Source organism: Pseudescherichia sp., from assembly GCF_031998825.1.
Lineage (GTDB): Bacteria > Pseudomonadota > Gammaproteobacteria > Enterobacterales > Enterobacteriaceae > Pseudescherichia.
In genome coordinates, this window is sequence record NZ_DAMACX010000031.1 from 12741 (window position 1) to 33170 (window position 20430).

Sequence of the window (20430 nt, forward strand, 5' to 3'; positions counted from 1 at the left end):
TTCAGCTAATCATTTTGATTTGCTTAACGCTGAAACAAGTGTGCACCCTGTAGAAAAATGCATCAATAAAGCGACCAGCAGGATCGTTAGCCTGAGAGTAATAATCAAAACGAGGATTTGTGATTCAGATCAGACCAGAGGGTAGAAAAATGCGCTAAGGCGGGATGATGCAGGGGTATTGACCCATTTTCATAAACATAATTTATCTGTGAAGGTATAGTATTCAGCAGATCACTGAAGAATATATCGCACGAGATGGCCCAGATAACTCCCTTAACACTCCCCGCTGCGGCGGAGGATGACGTTGAATTTCGCCCGATGCCGGGGGCACGTAACCCGCATTTGCAGACGATGCTGCCGCGTATTTTGCGCCGTCGCCTGCAATTTACCGCTCAATGGCAACGTCTTGAGCTGCCCGACGGCGACTTTGTCGATCTGGCGTGGAGCGAAGATCCGCAGCAGGCAAAAGATAAGCCCCGGCTGGTCGTTTTTCATGGCCTGGAGGGCAGCCTGCATAGCCCCTACGCCCACGGACTGATCCATGCTGCTAAACAGCGTGGCTGGCTCGGGGTAGTGATGCACTTTCGCGGCTGTAGCGGCGAGCCTAATCGCCTGAACCGCATCTACCACTCTGGCGAAACCGAAGACGGCAGCGCATTCCTGCACTGGCTGCATAATGAGTTCGGCCCGGCACCGACGGCGGCGGTGGGTTACTCCCTCGGCGGCAATATGCTTGGCTGCCTGCTGGCAAAAGCCGACGATAGCCTGCCGCTCAACGCGGGGGTGATTGTTTCGGCTCCGCTGGTGCTGGAGGCCTGTAGCCTCCATATGGATAAGGGTTTCTCACGTTTTTACCAGCGTTATCTCCTCAACCTGCTGAAAGCCAACGCTACACGCAAGCTGAAGGCCTATCCCGGCTCTCTGCCAATCGATCTCGCCCAGCTTAAGCGCGTGCGCCGCATCCGTGAGTTTGATGACCTGATCACCGCGAAGGCACACGGATTCGATGATGCCATCGACTACTATCGCCGGAGCAGCGCTATGCCGGTGCTGCCGCAGATCCGCAAGCCAACGCTGATTATCCATGCTAAAGACGATCCCTTTATGGATCACCACGTCATTCCGGCAGCGGGCCATTTACCCGCTAATATTGAGTATCAGTTAACCGAACATGGCGGCCACGTTGGCTTTGTTGGCGGCACCCTGCGCCGCCCTGAGATGTGGCTTGAGAAGCGCATCCCCGACTGGCTGGCGCCCTATCTGGAGGCATAAATGATTATTCCCTGGCAAGAGGTTGCCCCTGACACGCTCAACAGCCTGATTGAGAGCTTTGTCTTGCGCGAAGGCACCGATTATGGTGAACATGAGCGTTCGCTTGAGCAAAAGGTTGCCGACGTAAAGCGTCAGCTGGAAACGGGTGAGGTCGTGCTGGTGTGGTCAGAGCTACACGAGACGGTCAATATTATGCCCCGGAAACAGTTTCGCGAATAACGCTGCGTCAGGCGATCCGCCCTCTTCTGTTCTTTATCAGGGAGTCGTTCGCTATGTCAGCCAAACATCCGGTGATTGCTGTTACAGGTTCCAGCGGCGCAGGAACCACCACCACCAGCCTCGCCTTTCGTAAAATCTTTGCCCAGCTTGGTCTGCGCGCCGCCGAGGTGGAAGGCGATAGCTTTCACCGCTATACCCGTCCGGAGATGGATATGGCGATCCGCAAGGCGCGCGATGCCGGACGGCATATCAGCTACTTTGGCCCGGACGCTAACGATTTCGGTCTGCTTGAGCAGACCTTTATCGAATATGGCCACAACGGCACCGGCCAGGCGCGCAAGTATCTGCATACCTACGACGAAGCCGTGCCCTGGAACCAGATCCCCGGCACCTTCACGCCGTGGCAGCCGCTGCCGGAGCCTACCGATATTCTGTTTTATGAGGGGCTGCACGGCGGCGTGGTGACGCCCCAGCACGACGTGGCGCGACATGTGGATCTGCTGGTAGGCGTGGTGCCGATTATCAACCTCGAGTGGATCCAGAAGATGATCCGCGATACCAGCGAGCGCGGCCACTCCCGGGAGACGGTCATGGACTCGGTGGTGCGCTCCATGGATGACTACATCAACTTTATTACGCCGCAGTTCTCCCGCACCCACATCAACTTCCAGCGTGTCCCCACCGTCGATACCTCTAATCCCTTTGCTGCGAAAAATATCCCCTCGCTGGACGAGAGCTTTGTGGTGATCCACTTTCGCGATCTGGAGGGCATCGACTACCCCTGGCTGCTGGCGATGCTGCAGGGCTCGTTTATCTCCCACATCAACACCCTGGTGGTGCCGGGTGGCAAAATGGGGCTGGCGATGGAGCTGATTATGCTGCCGCTGGTGCAGCGGCTGATGGAAGGCAAGAAGATTGAATAAGGTAATGCGCGTCATCCAGGCCCGGCAAGCGCAGCGTCACCGGGCGTAAAATCACCCCTCAACCACCTCGTATGAATGGGTGATATTGACCGCTTTCTCCAGCATCAGCGCTACGGAGCAATATTTTTCCGCCGAGAGATCCACCGCGCGTGATACCGCCGCATCCTTCAGCTCTTTGCCGGTAACGATAAAGTGCAGGTTGATGTGGGTGAAGAGACGCGGTGCCTCTTCCCGACGCTCGGAGGTCAGCTTCACTTCGCAATCGGTCACGTTATGGCGCCCTTTTTGCAGGATCGACACGACGTCGATGGCGCTGCATCCGCCTGCCGCCATCAGCACCATCTCCATCGGGCTAGGCGCTTTATCCCCGGCGTTACCGTCCATTAAGATCTGATGGCCGGAAGCGGATTCCCCGAGGAACGTCAAACCTTCAACCCATTTTACGCGTGCTTGCATTTTCATCACTCCAGAGTGGCAATTTTCCCGACAGATTACGCGCACCGGGTAAAACGCGCAACGGAAGGCGACCTGTATCAAGCTGAAGCGAGACACCAGGAGACACACGGCGAAAGCTATGCTAAAACAGTCTGGATGCTACAGTAATGCATTGACATTATGCAGGTATGCAGAGGACTTCAACCATTACAGGCCGCATGCCTTTTTGACGGCCCCCTTCCCAGGAATCGGGAAGCATATGATTGCAACCCCAGCCGCCGGATTCGTCCCGCGACTGGCGCCAGCTTATAACAGAGGATAACCGCGCATGGTGCTTGGCAAACCACAAACAGACCCGACTCTCGAATGGTTTTTGTCTCATTGCCATATTCATAAGTACCCGTCGAAGAGCACGCTGATTCACCAGGGTGAAAAAGCGGAAACGCTGTATTACATCGTCAAAGGCTCAGTGGCAGTGCTCATCAAGGACGAGGAAGGGAAAGAGATGATCCTCTCTTACCTGAACCAGGGAGACTTTATCGGTGAACTGGGCCTGTTTGAAGAGGGCCAGGAGCGCAGCGCATGGGTACGGGCGAAAACCGCCTGTGAAGTGGCCGAAATTTCCTATAAAAAGTTCCGTCAGCTTATCCAGGTTAACCCGGATATTCTGATGCGCCTTTCGTCGCAGATGGCACGTCGCCTGCAGGTCACCTCTGAGAAAGTGGGCAACCTTGCCTTCCTCGACGTTACCGGCCGCATCGCGCAGACGCTGCTGAACCTGGCTAAACAGCCGGACGCGATGACCCACCCGGACGGGATGCAGATCAAAATCACCCGCCAGGAGATCGGCCAGATTGTAGGCTGCTCCCGTGAAACCGTGGGCCGTATCCTGAAGATGCTGGAAGATCAAAACCTGATCTCCGCGCACGGCAAAACCATCGTCGTCTACGGAACGCGTTAAGCTTTAAGAACGGCGTGTTGCCTCTGCATACGCCGTTTTTGCTCTCTCCCTCATGTGGCGCAGGCTAATCTACCACCCCGAAGTTAACTACGCACTGCGGCAAACGCTGGTGCTGTGTCTTCCCGTGGCTATCGGCCTGGCGCTGGGTCATCTGCAACAGGGGCTGCTCTTCTCGCTGGTGCCTGCCTGCTGCAACATTGCCGGTCTCGATACCCCACACAAACGCTTCTTTAAGCGCCTGATTATCGGCGGCTCGCTGTTTGCCGGCTGCAGCCTGGCGGTGCAGCTGCTGCTGGAGGCTAACGTAGCGCTACCGCTGATCCTCGCCGGGCTGGCAATGCTGCTGGGCGTCACGGCGGAGATTAGCCCCCTACACGCTCGCCTGCTTCCGGCCTCGCTTATCGCCGCTATCTTTACCCTGAGCCTGGCGGGCAATATGCCCGTCTGGGAGCCGCTGCTTATCTACGCCCTGGGCACGCTCTGGTATGGCGCCTTTAACTGGTTCTGGTTCTGGCTGTGGCGCGAGCAGCCCCTGCGCGAATCCCTGAGCCTGCTCTACCGCCAGCTCGCCGACTACTGCGAGGCGAAATACAGCCTGCTGACGCAGCATGCCGACCCGGAAAAGGCCCTGCCGCCGCTGCTGGCGCGCCAGCAAAAGGCGGTGGATCTCATCAGCCAGTGCTATCAGCAGCTGCATATGCTTGCCGCTAACCAGCATAACGACTACAAACGCCTGCTGCGGGCGTTTCAGGTGGCGCTGGATCTGCAGGAACACATCTCGGTAAGTCTGCACCAGCCGGAAGAGGTGCAGAAGCTGGTGGAGCGCAGCCATGCCGAAGCGGTGATCCGCTGGAATGCGCAGGTAGTCGCCGCCCGGCTGCGGGTGCTCGCGGACGACATTCTGTATCATCGCTACCCGACCCGCTTCACTATGGAGAAGCAGATTGGTGCCCTGGAGAAGATCGCCCGTCAGCATCCGCAAAATCCGGTTGGCCAGTTCTGCGCCTGGCACTTTAGCCGTATCGCCCGCGTGCTGCGCACCCAGCGTCCGCTCTATACCCGCGACCTGATGGCCGACCAGCAGCGCCGCCAGCCGCTGTGGGAGGCGCTCAAGAGCTATCTGTCGCTGAAGTCTCCGGCGCTGCGCAATGCCGCCCGCATCAGCGTTATGCTGAGCATCGCCAGCCTGATGGGCAGCGCGCTGCATCTGCCGAAGCCCTACTGGATCCTGATGACGGTGCTGCTAGTCACGCAGAACGGCTACGGCGCTACGCGGGTGCGTATTTTACACCGGGCGGCGGGCACGCTGGCCGGGTTAACCATTGCCGGGATCGCCCTGCACTTCCATGTCCCGGAGGGGTACACGCTGCTGGGGATGCTGTTTATCACGCTGGTAAGCTACCTGATTATTCGCAAAAGCTACGGCTGGGCAACGGTGGGCTTCACCATCACGGCGGTATACTCAATTCAAATCCTGACCCTGAGCGGCGAGAACTTTATCGTTGCCCGCCTGATCGATACCCTGATTGGCTGCCTGATCGCTTTCGGCGGGATGGTCTGGCTCTGGCCGCAGTGGCAGAGCGGGCTGCTGCGGAAAAATGCCCATGATGCCATTGAGAAGGATCAGGATGCGATTCGCCTGATCCTCAGCGACGATCCGCAGCCAACGCCGCTGGCCTACCAGCGGATACGGGTCAACCAGGCGCACAACGCGCTCTTTAACTCGCTCAACCAGGCGATGCAGGAGCCGGGGTTCAATACCCACTATCTGGAAGATATGAAGCTCTGGGTGACCCATAGCCAGTTTATCGTTGAGCATATTAATGCCCTGACGACGCTGGCCCGAGAGCACGCCATGCTGACGCCGGATCTGGCCCAGCGCTATCTGGAGTCCTGTGAAATTGCGCTGCAGCGCTGCCAACAGCGGCTGGACTATGACGGGGCCGGAGCTTCCGGCGACGCGAATATTCTTGAAGCGCCGGAGACGCTCACCCACGGCCCGATGAGTCCAATGGAGATGCACCTCCAGCGCATTATCGGGCATCTGAACAGCATGCACACCATCTCGTCGGTGGCATGGCGTCAGCGCCCGCATCATGGCATCTGGCTTAACCGCCGGTGGAGTAAAGATTAAGCCCTGACGATGTTGGCGACCGCCACGGCAAAGCGCTGCATACCTTCATCAATATCCTGCTCGCTGACCACCAGCGACGGCGCAAAGCGCATCACGTCTGGCCCGGCATTGAGCACCATCACGCCCTCGTCGGCTGCCGCGTAGAGCAGATCGCGGGCGCGCCCCTTGAACTGCGGCTTCAGTTCTGCCCCAATCAGCAGGCCCATGCCACGAATATCGCTGAACACGTTAAACTGTTCGTCGATCTGCTGCAAATGCTTCACAAAGCGCTGGCGCTTCTCACCAACGCCTTGCAGCACCTCAGGCGAGCTGATGATGTCAAACGCTGCGCCCGCTACTGCGCAGGCCAATGGGTTGCCGCCATAGGTCGAGCCGTGGGAGCCAACGTGGAAGGCGCTGGCGATCGCCTCGGTGGTCAGCACGGCGCTGATCGGGAAACCGCCCCCCAGCGCCTTGGCACTGGTGAGGATATCCGGCGTTACGCCGTAGTGCATGTAGGCAAAGAGATCGCCGCTGCGTCCCATCCCGCACTGCACCTCATCAAACACCAGCAGCGCCTGATGCTGGTCGCACAGCTCGCGCAGGCCCTGTAAGAACTCAGGCGTCGCGGCGGTGACGCCCCCTTCCCCCTGTACCGGCTCAACCACCACCGCACAGGTGTGATCGTCCATCACCGCTTTGACCGCATGAAGATCGTTAAACGGCACGTGGATGATATCAGCCGGTTTCGGTCCAAAGCCGTCGGAGTACTTCGGCTGGCCGCCGACCGAGACGGTAAATAGCGAGCGCCCGTGGAAGGCGTTATGGAAGGCGATGATTTTGGTTTTATAGGGGCTGTGACGGGTAGAGGCGTAGTAGCGCGCCAGCTTAAAGGCGGTTTCGTTGGCCTCGGTGCCGGAGTTCATGAACAGCACGCGCTCGGCAAAGGTGGTGTCGATAATCTTGCGCGCCAGGCGCAGCGCCGGCTCGTTGGTGAAGACGTTGCTGGTGTGCCACAGGGTTTCGCCCTGGCTCTTCAACGCCTCTACCAGCGCAGGATGGCAGTGGCCCAGCGCCGTAACGGCAATCCCGCCCGCAAAATCAACATACTCTTTGCCCTGCTGATCCCACACCCGACTGCCTTTGCCTTTCACCGGGATAAACTCCGCCGGTGCATAAACGGGCAGTATTACTTCGTCAAATGTTGCGCGCGTAACTGCGTTCTGTTCAGTTGCCATGTCATGCCCATCCATTCTATGCAGCAATTATATGCAGTAATGATTATGAAAATATAATCACAAAATATGCATAAAAAATCAGCTCAAGGCAACTAGAAATCGGCCTGGTTAAGAAAGTTTGCCAGCAGCGCATGCCCCTGCTCGCTCAGGATGCTTTCCGGATGGAACTGCACCCCCTGTAGATCCCACTCCCGATGGCGGATAGCCATGATCTCCTGGGTATCGCTCCAGGCGGTCACCTCAAAGCAGTCTGGCAGCGTCGCGGGATCGATCAGCAGCGAGTGGTAGCGGGTGACGGTGAGTGGATTGTTGAGCCCGTAAAACACGCCCCGGCCAGTGTGGGTAATGACGGAGGTTTTGCCGTGCATCACCTTCTGCGCCCGGACGATGGTCGCGCCAAAAACCTGCGCAATCGCCTGGTGACCCAGGCAGACGCCGAGGATCGGCAGCTTACCGGCATAGTGACGAATAACCTCCAGCGATATGCCCGACTCGTCCGGCGTGCAGGGGCCAGGCGAGATGACGATCTTCTCCGGGGCCAGCGTCGCGATATCGGCGAGGGTTAACTCGTCGTTGCGCTTTACCACCACCTCAGCCCCCAGCTCGCAGAAGTACTGATAGAGGTTCCAGGTAAAGGAGTCGTAGTTGTCGATAAGCAGGATCATGGTAAGTCACTTGATAACTATCTTTGCGACATTGTACGCAGCCTGAGAAATTCTGACTATGACCTACTGAAAGAAGTGCTTACTATTGCACTAAGTGCTACAGTAAAATGAACAAGGATGTGAATCAAATGCGGGTTTTTAAAACAAAATGGTTCAGTAAAACGGCAAAAAACCATGCCATCAAGGACGATGAGTTATGTCTGGCTATCAACGCTGTATGTGAAGGAAAAGCAGATAACCTTGGCGGCGGCGTCTATAAAAAGCGCCTGAACCACAATCGCGATCGCGCCATTATCCTGGCTAAAGGTGGGAGGAATTGGTTTTACACTTTCCTGTATGCCAAACAGGATATGGCAAATATCACTCATGAAGAACTCACAGGCTTTCGAACGCTCGCAAAGCATTACGCGGGCCTGAAAACTGAAAAACTGAGCTTGTTAATTGACGCTAAAGAGTTGCTGGAGATTTGTCATGACCGCAAAAGAGAAATTTAAAAGTACCGCTTTTGAAGCGATTCATAGCGCTGCTGCGGGATTACACAGCGTAGATGCTATCTCTCAGGAAACAATGCGTAGCTTTGATAAAGCCTGCATTGGCCAGGTAGATGACATCCAGCCGGATGAAATCAAAAAGCTGCGGGAGAGGTTTAACGTTAGCCAGCCTGTTTTTGCCCACTATTTAAACACCAGCGTTTCAACCGTACAAAAATGGGAAAGCGGAGCTAAACGGCCGAATGGGTTATCACTAAAGCTGTTAAGCGTTATACAAAAGCATGGGCTGGACATATTGATATAGATATGTCCGCCCCCGCGCAGGCCGGATAAGCGCAGCGCCATCCGGCAACGTTTTACTCCGCTTCGCTCACCACGTGAGTAAAGATGTCGATAAGTGCTGAGAGGTCACCCATTGCGCCGCTCTGGTTGGCGGCGCTCCAGGCATCGGGCTCAATGCCGCGCCAGTCGAGCTGATACCCGGCATGGATTGCCAGCTGCTCAAAGAAGATCCGCTCGGCGATGCCGTTACCGATCCGGAACGGATGCAGGACGTTAATCTCGCAGTAGTAGTGCGCCAGACGCTCGATAAACGCGGTCTTCTCCAGGCCTTGCAACCAGTCCTCATCCTCCAGCGCCTGCATCAGGGCGTTGCCCTCATTCTCGATATAGTCAAAATTACAGAAGCGCGTATCGCCCTGATAGATGTTGACCTCGCGGATCTCACCGGCCCACTCAAAGATATCCTGGTAGAGATGACGATGGATGGCGCAGAGATGCGGCAGGCCCCGGGCAACGGGACCCAGCTCCAGGGTAGCGGCACGCAGCGAGGTAAACTCGTAGGCCGCCTCTTCCAGCTGTTTTGCCTGATGAATACCCAGTCGGTTGCTCATCACGTTGCGGCCGGCGTAGAAGTACGGGTCACGCCCGTCACCAAACTTATCGCTCATGCTGCCTCCGCAGCGCTTCAAGGCGCGCCTCTGCTTCTTCTGCGTTGAGCGTGACCAGGGCGCACTCCACCCCTTCCAGACGCCTGCTGGCCTGGAAATTGACGTTACGCTGCTGCTCCCAGAGACGGGATTTTTGCCGTTCGGTGAGTTTTTTCGCCATTGTGTCTCCCTGATGATGTGCGTCATTTGCCACAAGTATAAGCGGCATTTTCACGTTACGCAGGGAAGCAGGCAGAGCACGGGCAGGTGATACCCGTGCAAAAAAGCGTTAAGGCAGGACTTTTGCGGAGAGGATAACAACCGGTTTTGACGGCACATTTTGATACGGACCGACGTTATGGGTCTGTACCTGGGAAATCTTGTCCGCGATATCCATGCCTTTCACAACTTTACCGAAAACGGCATAGCCGAAGTCGCGCTGGCCGTGATCGAGAAAAGCGTTATCCGCAACGTTGATAAAGAACTGGCTGGTGGCACTGTCTTTGTCAGCGGTGCGGGCCATGGAGATAGTGCCGCGAGTGTTGCGCAGGCCGTTATCCGCTTCGTTTTTGATAGGCGGGTTCGGCTGCTTCTGCTGCATCTGCTCGTTAAAACCGCCGCCCTGCACCATGAAGCCTGGGATCACGCGGTGAAAGGTCGTGTTGTTATAGAAGCCGCTGTTCACATAGTCGACAAAATTCTTCACTGATACCGGGGCTTTCTGGCCGTTCAGCTCCAGCTCAATGTTTCCGGCAGAGGTGGTTAACAGAACATGAGGATCGCCTTTTGCGGCGAAGGCAGCCGGAGAGAGTGCAGAGAGAGCAAAAATAGCCGCTACAGCCGCCAGAGTCGTTTTAACCATGTGAATTCCTACAGTGAACAGTGAAGAGAGCGAGTCGCTTGATTCTAAAGAGCATGCTGCCCCCAGGCCAGCGCTTTACTCAATTTTACGAATTTGAAACAGATGTGTCTGTAGCTCACTATGGCGCAACAGGTGGAAAATGTGTGACACGTTTCAAAATAAAATGTGCAACATGATCAATTTTCATTTTTAAAGATTTAAATGTGTCACCTGAACGCATAAAATCTGCCCGTTCACGGCGCAGTCAACGCGCTTTACACTTCTATTCACAGGCCAGTCTCATGACTAACAGCAATCGAATCAAGCTCACCTGGATTAGCTTTTTCTCCTACGCCCTTACCGGTGCGTTGGTGATCGTCACCGGTATGGTGATGGGCGATATCGCTAAGTATTTCAACCTGCCCGTTTCCAGCATGAGTAATACCTTTACCTTCCTGAACACCGGGATCCTGATCTCTATCTTCCTAAACGCCTGGCTGATGGAGATCGTGCCGCTTAAAACCCAGCTGCGTTTTGGCTTTGTGCTGATGGTGCTGGCCGTGGCGGCACTGATGCTGACCCACAGCCTGGCGATCTTCTCTGCCGCCATGTTCGTGCTGGGGCTGGTGAGCGGTATCACCATGTCGATTGGTACCTTCCTGGTGACCCAGATGTATGAAGGCCGCCAGCGTGGCTCTCGCCTGCTGTTTACCGACTCCTTCTTCAGCATGGCCGGGATGATCTTCCCGATGGTGGCCGCGTTCCTGCTGGCGCGCAGCATTGAGTGGTACTGGGTCTACGCCTGCATTGGCCTGGTCTACGTCGCCATCTTCGTGCTCACCATCGGCTGCGAATTCCCGGCACTGGGCAAACATGCTGCCCCAAGCGATAAGCCGGTGGTGAAAGAGAAGTGGGGCATCGGCGTTCTGTTCCTCTCCATCGCCGCGCTCTGCTACATCCTCGGTCAGCTGGGCTTTATCTCCTGGGTGCCGGAGTATGCCAAAGGGCTGGGCATGGACGTTAGCGGACAGGGCAAACTGGTCAGCGACTTCTGGATGTCTTACATGGTCGGCATGTGGGCGTTTAGCTTTATTCTGCGCTTCTTCGACCTGCAGCGTATTCTGACTGTACTGGCCGGGTTGGCGACCGTACTGATGTACTTCTTCATCACCAGCAGCCCGGAACATATGGCGTGGTTTATTTTGGCCCTCGGCTTCTTCTCCAGCGCCATCTACACCACCATTATTACCCTCGGCTCTCAGCAGACCAAAGTGGCTTCGCCGAAGCTGGTTAACTTTGTTCTCACCTGCGGCACCATTGGCACCATGCTCACCTTCGTGGTGACCGGCCCTATCGTGGCCAATAGTGGCCCGCAGGCAGCGCTGATGACCGCTAACGGTCTTTATGCCGTGGTATTCGTGATGTGCTTCGCGCTTGGCTTCGTGAGTCGCCATCGTCAGCACAGCAACACGGCTTCTGCGCACTAAGTTATCCCGCCCCTTTTCGTCCTGAAAAGGGGCTAGCGCCTTCCCCTCCCAATAGTTAAACGCCTTTAAACTTTAGTGGTAAGGCAGCGCAGGAAAAAACCCTCTTTTTTGTATGTTATTTGCGCTATCGCGAAAAGCCAGCTAATTCCGTGACTTAGAAAAATGCTGTTAAATCAGCAATATACTCCTTAGGGAGTAGGTAAAGGTGAATTTGATTTGCATCAATAAACGCCGCGGCTGAATCGTTAAGGTAGGCAGTAATAGAAAAGAAATCGAGGCAAAAATGAGCAAAGTCAAAATCGCTATTATCGGTAACGGCATGGTCGGCCACCGTTTTATTGAGGATCTTCTCGATAAAGCTGACGCTGCCCGTTTCGACATTACCGTGTTTTGTGAAGAGCCGCGGAAAGCCTACGATCGCGTACACCTCTCTTCCTACTTCTCTCACCACACCGCCGAAGAGCTCTCTCTGGTGCGGGAAGGCTTCTACGAGAAGCACGGCGTCAAGGTGCTGGTGGGCGAGCGTGCTATCACTATCAACCGCCAGGAGAAGGTGATCCACTCCAGCGCGGGCCGCACGGTCTATTACGATAAGCTGATTATGGCTACCGGCTCCTATCCGTGGATCCCACCGATTAAAGGCTCCGAAACCCAGGACTGCTTTGTTTACCGCACCATTGAAGATTTGAACGCCATTGAAGCCTGCGCGCGCCGTAGCCGCCGGGGCGCAGTGGTAGGCGGCGGCCTGCTCGGTCTGGAAGCCGCCGGGGCGCTGAAGAACCTCGGCGTCGAGACCCACGTCATTGAGTTCGCGCCAATGCTGATGGCCGAGCAGCTTGACCAGATGGGCGGCGAGCAGCTGAAACGCAAAATTGAGAGCATGGGCGTGCGCGTGCACACCAGCAAAAACACCCAGGAGATTGTCCAGGAGGGCGTAGAGGGTCGTAAGACCATGCGCTTTGCCGACGGCAGCAGCCTGGAGATCGACTTTATCGTCTTCTCAACCGGTATTCGCCCGCGCGACAAGCTGGCGACCCAGTGCGGCCTGGCGACGGCCCAGCGCGGCGGCATCATGGTGAACGATACCTGCCAGACTTCCGACCCGGATATCTACGCTATTGGCGAGTGCGCCAGCTGGAACAACCGCGTCTACGGCCTGGTCGCCCCTGGCTACAAAATGGCACAGGTGGCGGTAGACCATATCCTCGGTACCCCGAACGCTTTTGAAGGGGCGGATTTGAGCGCCAAGCTGAAGCTGCTGGGCGTGGACGTGGGCGGTATTGGCGATGCCCATGGCCGCACGCCGAACTCCCGCAGCTACGTCTATCTGGACGAGAGCAAAGAGGTCTACAAACGCCTGATCGTTAGCCCGGACAACAAAACCCTGCTCGGTGCGGTACTGGTGGGCGACACCAGCGACTTCGGCAATTTACAGCAGCTGGTGCTGAACGCCATCGAGCTGCCGGAGAACCCGGACGCGCTGATCCTGCCCGCCCACGCGGGCAGCGGAAAACCCTCTATCGGCGTCGATAAGCTGCCGGACAGCGCGCAGATCTGCTCCTGCTTCGACGTGACCAAAGGCATGCTGATCTCCGCAATCAACAAAGGCTGCCATACGGTGGCCGCGCTGAAGGCGGAAACCAAAGCCGGAACCGGCTGCGGCGGCTGTATCCCGCTGGTGACTCAGGTGCTGAACGCCGAGCTGGCGAAACAGGGCATCGAAGTGAACCACAGCCTGTGTGAACACTTTGCCTACTCCCGTCAGGAGCTGTACCACCTGATCCGCGTGGAAGGGATCAAAACCTTTGACGAGCTGCTGGCGAAACACGGTAAAGGCTACGGGTGTGAAGTGTGTAAACCTACCGTTGGCTCCCTGCTCGCCTCCTGCTGGAATGAATATGTTCTGAAGCCGCAGCATACGCCGCTGCAGGATACCAACGATAACTTCCTCGCCAACATTCAGAAAGACGGCACCTACTCGGTGATCCCGCGCTCTGCCGGGGGCGAAATCACCCCGGAAGGGCTGATGGAGGTGGGACGTATCGCCCGCGAGTTTAACCTCTACACCAAAATCACCGGCTCCCAGCGTATCGGCCTGTTCGGTGCACAGAAAGATGACCTGCCGGAGATCTGGCGTCAGCTGATTGAAGCCGGGTTCGAAACCGGTCATGCCTACGCTAAAGCGCTGCGGATGGCGAAAACCTGCGTCGGTTCGACCTGGTGCCGCTACGGCGTAGGCGACAGCGTGGGCTTCGGCGTCGAGCTGGAGAACCGCTACAAAGGCATCCGTACCCCACACAAAATGAAGTTTGGCGTCTCTGGCTGCACCCGTGAATGTGCGGAAGCGCAGGGCAAAGACGTGGGCATCATCGCCACTGAAAAAGGCTGGAACCTCTACGTCTGCGGTAACGGCGGGATGAAACCACGCCATGCGGATCTGCTGGCGGCGGACCTCGACCGCGACACGCTGGTGCGCTATCTCGACCGCTTTATGATGTTCTACATCCGCACCGCCGACAAGCTGACCCGTACCGCATCCTGGCTGGACAATCTGGAAGGCGGCATTGACTACCTGAAGAGCGTGATTATCGACGACAAGCTTGGCCTGAACAGCCAGCTGGAAGCGGAGATGGCCCGCCTGCGCGACGCCGTTATCTGCGAGTGGACTGCCACCGTCAACGATCCGCAGGCGCAGGTGCGCTTCAAACACTTTATCAACAGCGATCGCCGCGACCCGGCAGTACAGATCGTACCGGAACGTCAGCAGCATCGCCCGGCTACGCCGTATGAGCGTATCCCGGTCACCCTGGTGGAGGAAACCGTATGAGCCAGTGGAACACCGTCTGTCAGCTCGCTGACATCGTGCCGGCAACCGGCGTCTGCGCCCTGCTGAACAACCAGCAGATCGCCATCTTCCGTCCGCGGGCCGATGAGCAGGTTTACGCCATCAGCAACATCGATCCCTTCTTTGAGGCCAGCGTACTGTCGCGGGGCATCATCGCCGAGCACGATGGCGAGCTGTGGGTGGCCAGCCCGCTGAAGAAGCAGCGCTTCCGCCTGCGCGACGGCCTGTGCATGGAGGATGCGGACCACTCCGTGGCGCGCTTCGATGCGCGGGTTAAAGACGGCGAAGTACAAATTAAAGCGTAATACCCTGGCGGGGGTGCAATGCCCTCGCCCGTTAACTTTCTCTTTTTTAACTTTTTCTTTTCTAACTTTGGATGATCAACCCTATGTTTACCGACACTATCAACAAGTGTGCGGCTAACGCTGCGCGCATTGCACGCCTCTCTACACATAATCCGCTGGGCTTCTGGATCAGCTCCGCAATGGCCGGTGCCTACGTAGGCCTGGCGATTATCCTGATTTTTACCCTCGGTAATCTGCTGGACCCGGCGGTACGTCCGCTGGTGATGGGTGCTACCTTCGGCATCGCGCTGACGCTGGTGATCATTGCTGGCTCCGAGCTGTTTACCGGCCACACCATGTTTCTAACCCTGGGCGTTAAGGCGGGCACCATCAGCCACGGTCAGATGTGGACGATCCTGCCGCAAACCTGGCTGGGCAACCTGGTGGGTTCGGTGCTTGTGGCTCTGCTCTACTTCTGGGGCGGCGGCAGCCTGCTGTCGGTCGATACCAGCCTGGTGCACACCGTCGCGCTGGCGAAAACCAGCGCCCCTGCCAGCGTGCTGTTCTTCAAAGGCGTGCTCTGCAACTGGCTGGTTTGCCTGGCGATTTGGATGGCGATCCGTACTGAGGGCGCGGCGAAGTTCCTCGCTATCTGGTGGTGCCTGCTGGCGTTTATCGCCTCCGGCTACGAGCACTCGGTTGCCAACATGACCCTGTTCGCTTTATCGTGGTTCGGCCACCACAGCGAAGCCTATACCCTTACCGGTATCGGACATAACCTGTTGTGGGTTACGCTGGGGAATACTTTATCCGGGGCCATATTTATGGGGCTGGGATATTGGTATGCTACCCCTCGCGCAGAGCGTCCTGCTCCTGCTAAAAACGCCGCGCAGGAAACCGTCAGCCCCTAAAACGATAACGAGGTTATGTCGTGCACCATCTTCCTATTTTTTGCCAGTTACGCGATCGCGACTGCCTGCTCGTCGGCGGTGGCGATGTCGCAGAGCGTAAAGCCCGCTTGCTTCTGGAAGCCGGTGCGCGTCTTACCGTCAATGCGCTGCACTTCGATCCGCAGTTTACCGTATGGGCGGACGAAGGCATGGTCACCCTGGTCGAAGGTCACTTCGATGAGGCGCTGCTCGATCCCTGCTGGCTGGTGATTGCCGCTACCGACGATGATGCGGTTAATCAGCAGGTCAGCGATGCGGCAGAAGCGCGCCGCATTTTCTGTAACGTGGTCGATGCGCCGAAAGAGGCGAGCTTTATCATGCCGTCGATTATCGACCGCTCGCCGCTGATGGTGGCGATCTCCTCCGGCGGTACTTCGCCGGTGCTGGCGCGCCTGCTGCGGGAGAAGCTGGAGTCGCTGCTGCCGCTGCACCTCGGCAAAATTGCCGGCTACGCCGGAACCCTGCGCGGACGAGTGAAAGCCACCTTCGCGACCATGGCCGAGCGCCGCCGCTTCTGGGAGAAGTTTTTTACCAACGACCGTCTCGCTCAGTATCTGGCGAACAGCGATCGTCTCGCCATCGACAAAGAGACGGAGTCGCTGTTTAACGCGCCGCTCGATAACCGGGGGGAGGTGGTGCTGGTCGGTGCAGGGCCGGGCGATGCTGGCCTGCTGACGCTGAAAGGGCTACAGCAGATCCAGCAGGCGGACGTGGTGGTCTACGACCGTCTGGTGTCAGACGACATTATGAACCTGGTGCGCCGCGACGCCGATCGTATTTTTGTCGGCAAACGCGCGGGCTACCACTGCGTGCCGCAGGAGGAGATTAACCAGATCCTGCTGCGCCAGGCGCAGTCCGGCAAGCGCGTGGTGCGCCTGAAGGGTGGCGATCCCTTTATCTTTGGCCGCGGCGGCGAAGAGTTGGAGACGCTGTGCCATGCGGGGATCCCCTTCTCCGTGGTGCCGGGCATTACCGCCGCCTCGGGCTGTTCCGCCTACTCCGGTATTCCGCTAACCCACCGCGACTATGCCCAGAGCGTGCGGCTGATCACCGGCCACCTGAAAACCGGCGGCGAGCTGGACTGGGAAAACCTGGCCGCAGAGAAGCAGACCCTGGTGTTCTATATGGGGCTAAACCAGGCCGCAACTATTCAGCAGAAGCTTATTGAGCACGGAATGCAGGCGGATATGCCGGTAGCCCTGGTGGAGAACGGCACGGCGGTACAGCAGCGGGTAGTAAGCGGGATACTGAGCGAGCTGGGTACGCTGGCGCAGCAGGTTGAGAGCCCGGCGCTGATCATCGTTGGCCGCGTCGTTGCTCTGCGCGACAAGCTGAACTGGTTCTCGCACCACTGATCGCGACTGTAATCGTAGTCATCGTAGGCCGGGCAAACGCAGTGCCGCCCGGCATTGCTGCATCAGCATAGAAACGCCCGGTGGCGCTGCGCTTACCGGGCCTACATTAGCCTTACAACGTAATTTTAAGGCTTGCCAACAAAGCCGATTGCTTCGTATACCGCTTTCAGCGTCTCTGCGGCGCGGGCGCTGGCTTTCTCGGCACCCTCTTTCATGATGCGCTGCAGGAAGGCCTCATCGTTACGGTAGCGGTGGTAGCGCTCCTGAAGTTCAGTCAGCATACCGGAAACCGCTTCCGCCACTTCACCCTTCAGATGGCCGTACATTTTACCTTCAAAATGCTGCTCCAGCTCGGCAATGCTCTGCCCGGTCACGCCAGAGAGGATATCCAGCAGGTTAGAGACGCCCGCCTTCTCCTTCACGTCATAGCGCACCACCGGCGGCTCTTCGGAGTCGGTTACCGCACGCTTGATCTTCTTCACTACCGACTTCGGATCTTCCAGCAGGCCGATAACGTTGTTGCGGTTGTCGTCAGACTTGGACATCTTCTTGGTCGGCTCCAGCAGGGACATCACGCGGGCACCGGATTTCGGAATGAACGGCTCTGGTACTTTGAACACGTCGCCGTAGATGGCGTTGAAGCGCTGGGCGATATCACGGCTCAGCTCCAGATGCTGCTTCTGGTCTTCACCGACCGGCACCTGGTTGGTCTGATAGAGCAGAATATCCGCCGCCATCAGCACCGGGTAGTCAAACAGGCCGGCGTTGATGTTCTCAGAGTAGCGCGCTGACTTGTCTTTAAACTGGGTCATGCGGCTCAGCTCACCGAAATAGGTGTAGCAGTTCAGTGCCCAGCCGAGCTGGGCATGCTCCGGCACGTGGGACTGAACGAAAATGGTGCTCTTCTGGGGATCGATCCCACAGGCCAGGTAGAGCGCCAGCGTATCCAGGGTGGCTTTGCGCAGCTTCTCAGGATCCTGGCGCGCGGTGATGGCGTGGAGATCCACGATACAGTAGATGCAGTCGTACTCATCCTGCATGGTTACCCACTGACGCAGCGCACCCATATAGTTGCCGATGGTCAGTTCACCTGAGGGCTGTGCGCCACTAAAGACGATGGGCTTAGTCATTTTTCTGTTCCTGATGTTCACTATATGGAAGCCCAAGCGCGGGCAGTAACTCTTTAAAATGGTCGAAGATATGATCCGGCTCGCTCAGCGCGATGGCTTCGCCATAGTTGTAGCCATAGGTCAGGCCCACGGCGCAGCAGCCAGCCGCCTTCGCCGCCTGAATATCATTCCGCGAATCGCCGACGAACAGCAACGCCTGCGGTACCACCCCAAGCTTCTCGGCTACCAGCAGCAGCGGCTCCGGGTGCGGCTTTTTGTTTTTGACGTCGTCACCGCCGATAACCAGCGTGAAGTAGCGGGCAATATCCAGCGCCTCGAGCAGCGGCGCAACAAACGGCGTCGGCTTATTGGTCACCAGCGCCAGCGGATAGCCCTCTTCATGCAGCGCCGCCAGGGTGCCCGCCACGTCCGGGAAGAGGAAGCTACCCTCTTCAACGGCCTCGGCGTAGTAGCGGTTAAACAGCTTGCGCAGAATGCGGGCCTGCTCCTCTTCGGGAATGGCAGCATGATCGATAGCCGGTTTGCCCGCCATTGCACGCTGGCTGGCGTGCTCCTGACGAGACCAGGCCAGCGCCCGCTGCATCAGCACGTCTGCACCGTTGCCGATCCACGTCACCACCCGCGCCTCACCGGCAGCAGGCAGCTCCAGGGCATACAGCGCCTGGTCTACCGCATGGGTCAGGCCCGGCGCGCTATCCACCAGCGTGCCGTCGAGGTCGAATGCAACCGCCTGGATTCCGTCGATTTTTTTAGCCATGATGCACCTTTGCCAGCTCGCTGCGCATCTTATCGATGACTTTGCGGTAGTCCGGCTGGTCAAAAATGGCCGAGCCGGCGACAAACATATCTGCGCCCGCGGCAGCAATCTCGCCGATATTATCCGCCTTCACGCCGCCGTCAACTTCAAGGCGAATGTCGTAGCCGGAGGCGTCAATGCGGCGGCGCACTTCGCGCAGCTTATCGAGAGTATGAGGAATAAAGGACTGGCCGCCGAAGCCCGGGTTGACCGACATCAGCAGGATCACATCCAGCTTGTCCATGACGTAGTCAAGCCAGCTCAGGGAGGTCGCCGGGTTGAATACCAGCCCCGCTTTACAGCCGTGCTCTTTGATCAGCTGCAGCGAGCGGTCGACGTGCTCGGTGGCTTCCGGATGGAAAGTAATGATGCTCGCCCCCGCGGCGGCGAAATCCGGGATCAGACGATCCACCGGCTTCACCATCAGGTGAACGTCAATCGGGGCGGTGATGCCGTAGTCGCGCAGGGCTTTCAATACCATTGGCCCCATGGTCAGGTTGGGGACGTAGTGGTTATCCATGACGTCAAAATGCACCACGTCGCCACCGGCCGCCAGCGCGTTAGCGGTGTCCTCACCCAGGCGGGCAAAGTCAGCCGACAGAATTGAAGGGGCAATCAAATACTGTTTCATCCGCATCTCCTTGAGAACTATTTTTTATCTGCCGGGCGATAGAGCGCCAGCAGTTCGTCCACCTTTTTGCGTGTGCCACCGTTGCTGCTAATGCTGCGTCGCACTTTAACCTGAAAATGCGTCGCCGCTTTGTACCACTCACGGGTGTCCGGCGTATCGTGATTCGAAATTAACACCGGGATTTGCTTGCTGACCAGCACTTCCGCCATCTCTGCCAGACGCGCCTGCTCTAGCGGGCTAAAGCTATTGGTATGGTAGGCGGTAAAGTTCGCCGTCGCGGAGAGAGGCGCATAGGGCGGATCGCAATAGACCACGGAGTTTACGTCGGCGAGCGCCATGCACTCCTCATAGGAGAGGCAACGAAACTCTGCCTTCTGCGCCTTTTCAGCAAAATGGTACAGCTCGGCTTCCGGGAAGTAGGGCTTTTTATAGCGGCCGAAGGGCACATTAAACTCACCGCGCAGATTATAGCGGCACAGGCCGTTATAGCCGTGGCGGTTCAGATATAAAAACAGCACCGCACGCCGCAAGGCATCCCGACACTGATTGAACTCGCTGCGCAGCTGGTAGTAGACCTCCGCCTGATTATGCTGCGGCGTAAACAGCTCGCGGGCGTTGAGAATGTACTCATCGGTGCGGGTTTTAACGATGTTGTAGAGGCCAATCAGGTCGCTGTTGATATCCGCAAGGATATAGCGCGAAAAGTCGGTATTGAGAAATACCGACCCGGCCCCGACAAAGGGTTCGATGAGGCATTCACCCGGGGGTAAATGCTTTTTAATATCGTCGAGCAGGGGGTATTTTCCCCCTGCCCATTTCAGAAAAGCGCGATTCTTTTTCATGCTGACTAACTAATAACACCCTT

At 57.3% G+C, this 20430-nt stretch carries 22 protein-coding genes; 12 read left to right on the forward strand and 10 right to left on the reverse strand.

Translation table 11 applies throughout. The features are described 5' to 3' along the window. The first annotated feature begins 255 nt into the window (after positions 1-255). Genes RTP97_RS14405 through RTP97_RS14415 form a run of 3 tightly spaced genes read left to right on the forward strand, consistent with a single transcriptional unit; the run spans position 256 to position 2414 of the window. Positions 256-1272: a hydrolase gene (locus RTP97_RS14405; protein WP_312414817.1), complete on the forward strand. Its 1017-nt coding sequence runs from the start codon at positions 256-258 to the stop codon at positions 1270-1272. Continuing rightward, positions 1273-1491, forward strand: coding sequence for a YheU family protein (locus RTP97_RS14410; RefSeq protein ID WP_238082659.1), 219 nt, complete (start codon positions 1273-1275; stop codon positions 1489-1491). 53 nt (positions 1492-1544) lie between these two features. Then, the gene (locus tag RTP97_RS14415; RefSeq protein WP_312211910.1) at positions 1545-2414 is read left to right on the forward strand and encodes a phosphoribulokinase; all 870 of its coding nucleotides are present in this window, start codon (positions 1545-1547) and stop codon (positions 2412-2414) included. A 51-nt stretch (positions 2415-2465) separates the two neighbouring features. Here the strand turns inward: RTP97_RS14415 and RTP97_RS14420 are convergent, their stop codons facing one another. After that, on the reverse strand, positions 2466-2870 hold the full coding sequence (locus RTP97_RS14420; protein WP_312414819.1) for an OsmC family protein: 405 nt from the start codon (positions 2868-2870) through the stop codon (positions 2466-2468). A gap of 307 nt (positions 2871-3177) precedes the next feature. Between RTP97_RS14420 and crp the strand changes: the two genes are divergently transcribed. Continuing rightward, on the forward strand, positions 3178-3810 hold the full coding sequence (crp, locus tag RTP97_RS14425; RefSeq protein ID WP_000242758.1) for a cAMP-activated global transcriptional regulator CRP: 633 nt from the start codon (positions 3178-3180) through the stop codon (positions 3808-3810). A gap of 52 nt (positions 3811-3862) precedes the next feature. Next, the gene (locus RTP97_RS14430) at positions 3863-5944 is read left to right on the forward strand and encodes a YccS/YhfK family putative transporter (protein ID WP_312414823.1); all 2082 of its coding nucleotides are present in this window, start codon (positions 3863-3865) and stop codon (positions 5942-5944) included. Here the strand turns inward: RTP97_RS14430 and RTP97_RS14435 are convergent. Both RTP97_RS14435 and pabA read right to left on the reverse strand, forming a co-directional pair. Continuing rightward, positions 5941-7161 carry an aspartate aminotransferase family protein gene (locus tag RTP97_RS14435; protein ID WP_312414826.1) on the reverse strand — a complete coding sequence of 407 codons (1221 nt, stop codon included), beginning with the start codon at positions 7159-7161 and terminating at the stop codon, positions 5941-5943. The two genes, RTP97_RS14430 and RTP97_RS14435, sit on opposite strands and share 4 nt — an antisense overlap. 92 nt (positions 7162-7253) lie before the next feature. Then, positions 7254-7826: an aminodeoxychorismate synthase component 2 gene (pabA, locus tag RTP97_RS14440; RefSeq protein ID WP_312414829.1), complete on the reverse strand. Its 573-nt coding sequence runs from the start codon at positions 7824-7826 to the stop codon at positions 7254-7256. 128 nt (positions 7827-7954) lie between these two features. Here pabA and RTP97_RS14445 point away from each other — a divergent pair, with 128 nt between their 5' ends. Both RTP97_RS14445 and RTP97_RS14450 read left to right on the forward strand, forming a co-directional pair. Further along, positions 7955-8320: a type II toxin-antitoxin system RelE/ParE family toxin gene (locus RTP97_RS14445; RefSeq protein ID WP_312414832.1), complete on the forward strand. Its 366-nt coding sequence runs from the start codon at positions 7955-7957 to the stop codon at positions 8318-8320. Continuing rightward, positions 8298-8621 carry a DNA-binding transcriptional regulator gene (locus RTP97_RS14450; RefSeq protein WP_312414834.1) on the forward strand — a complete coding sequence of 108 codons (324 nt, stop codon included), beginning with the start codon at positions 8298-8300 and terminating at the stop codon, positions 8619-8621. The genes RTP97_RS14445 and RTP97_RS14450 overlap by 23 nt, the downstream gene beginning before the upstream one ends. A gap of 52 nt (positions 8622-8673) precedes the next feature. Here RTP97_RS14450 and RTP97_RS14455 read toward each other — a convergent pair whose 3' ends face one another. The 3 genes from RTP97_RS14455 to ppiA form a co-directional block, all read right to left on the reverse strand. Continuing rightward, positions 8674-9267, reverse strand: a complete 594-nt coding sequence (locus RTP97_RS14455) for a putative adenosine monophosphate-protein transferase Fic (RefSeq protein ID WP_312211903.1) — start codon at positions 9265-9267, stop codon at positions 8674-8676. Next, positions 9257-9427, reverse strand: coding sequence for a YhfG family protein (locus RTP97_RS14460; RefSeq protein WP_268106017.1), 171 nt, complete (start codon positions 9425-9427; stop codon positions 9257-9259). The genes RTP97_RS14455 and RTP97_RS14460 overlap by 11 nt, the downstream gene beginning before the upstream one ends. 108 nt (positions 9428-9535) lie before the next feature. After that, on the reverse strand, positions 9536-10108 hold the full coding sequence (ppiA, locus tag RTP97_RS14465) for a peptidylprolyl isomerase A (protein WP_312414838.1): 573 nt from the start codon (positions 10106-10108) through the stop codon (positions 9536-9538). Between the two features lie 281 nt (positions 10109-10389). Between ppiA and tsgA the strand changes: the two genes are divergently transcribed. The 5 genes from tsgA (at position 10390) to cysG (ending at position 17008) form a co-directional block, all read left to right on the forward strand. Beyond that, entirely contained in the window at positions 10390-11574 is a 1185-nt protein-coding gene (tsgA, locus tag RTP97_RS14470; protein WP_312414840.1) for an MFS transporter TsgA, read from the forward strand. Between the two features lie 283 nt (positions 11575-11857). Beyond that, positions 11858-14401: a nitrite reductase large subunit NirB gene (gene nirB, locus RTP97_RS14475; RefSeq protein ID WP_312211901.1), complete on the forward strand. Its 2544-nt coding sequence runs from the start codon at positions 11858-11860 to the stop codon at positions 14399-14401. Next, positions 14398-14724: a nitrite reductase small subunit NirD gene (nirD, locus tag RTP97_RS14480; protein ID WP_042393096.1), complete on the forward strand. Its 327-nt coding sequence runs from the start codon at positions 14398-14400 to the stop codon at positions 14722-14724. Before nirB ends, nirD begins: the two co-directional genes overlap by 4 nt. A gap of 83 nt (positions 14725-14807) precedes the next feature. Continuing rightward, positions 14808-15614 carry a nitrite transporter NirC gene (gene nirC, locus RTP97_RS14485; RefSeq protein ID WP_312414841.1) on the forward strand — a complete coding sequence of 269 codons (807 nt, stop codon included), beginning with the start codon at positions 14808-14810 and terminating at the stop codon, positions 15612-15614. Between the two features lie 20 nt (positions 15615-15634). Further along, on the forward strand, positions 15635-17008 hold the full coding sequence (cysG, locus tag RTP97_RS14490; protein WP_312414842.1) for a siroheme synthase CysG: 1374 nt from the start codon (positions 15635-15637) through the stop codon (positions 17006-17008). A gap of 125 nt (positions 17009-17133) precedes the next feature. Here cysG and trpS read toward each other — a convergent pair whose 3' ends face one another. Genes trpS through dam form a run of 4 tightly spaced genes read right to left on the reverse strand, consistent with a single transcriptional unit; the run spans position 17134 to position 20407 of the window. Continuing rightward, positions 17134-18138 (reverse strand): tryptophan--tRNA ligase, encoded by a 1005-nt coding sequence (gene trpS, locus RTP97_RS14495; RefSeq protein ID WP_312414844.1) that lies wholly within the window; start codon positions 18136-18138, stop codon positions 17134-17136. After that, positions 18131-18895 (reverse strand): phosphoglycolate phosphatase, encoded by a 765-nt coding sequence (gene gph / locus RTP97_RS14500; protein ID WP_312414847.1) that lies wholly within the window; start codon positions 18893-18895, stop codon positions 18131-18133. Before gph ends, trpS begins: the two co-directional genes overlap by 8 nt. Next, on the reverse strand, positions 18888-19565 hold the full coding sequence (gene rpe / locus RTP97_RS14505) for a ribulose-phosphate 3-epimerase (protein WP_312211896.1): 678 nt from the start codon (positions 19563-19565) through the stop codon (positions 18888-18890). Before rpe ends, gph begins: the two co-directional genes overlap by 8 nt. Before the next feature lie 17 nt (positions 19566-19582). Further along, positions 19583-20407 carry an adenine-specific DNA-methyltransferase gene (gene dam / locus RTP97_RS14510; RefSeq protein WP_312414850.1) on the reverse strand — a complete coding sequence of 275 codons (825 nt, stop codon included), beginning with the start codon at positions 20405-20407 and terminating at the stop codon, positions 19583-19585. Positions 20408-20430 lie beyond the last annotated feature (23 nt).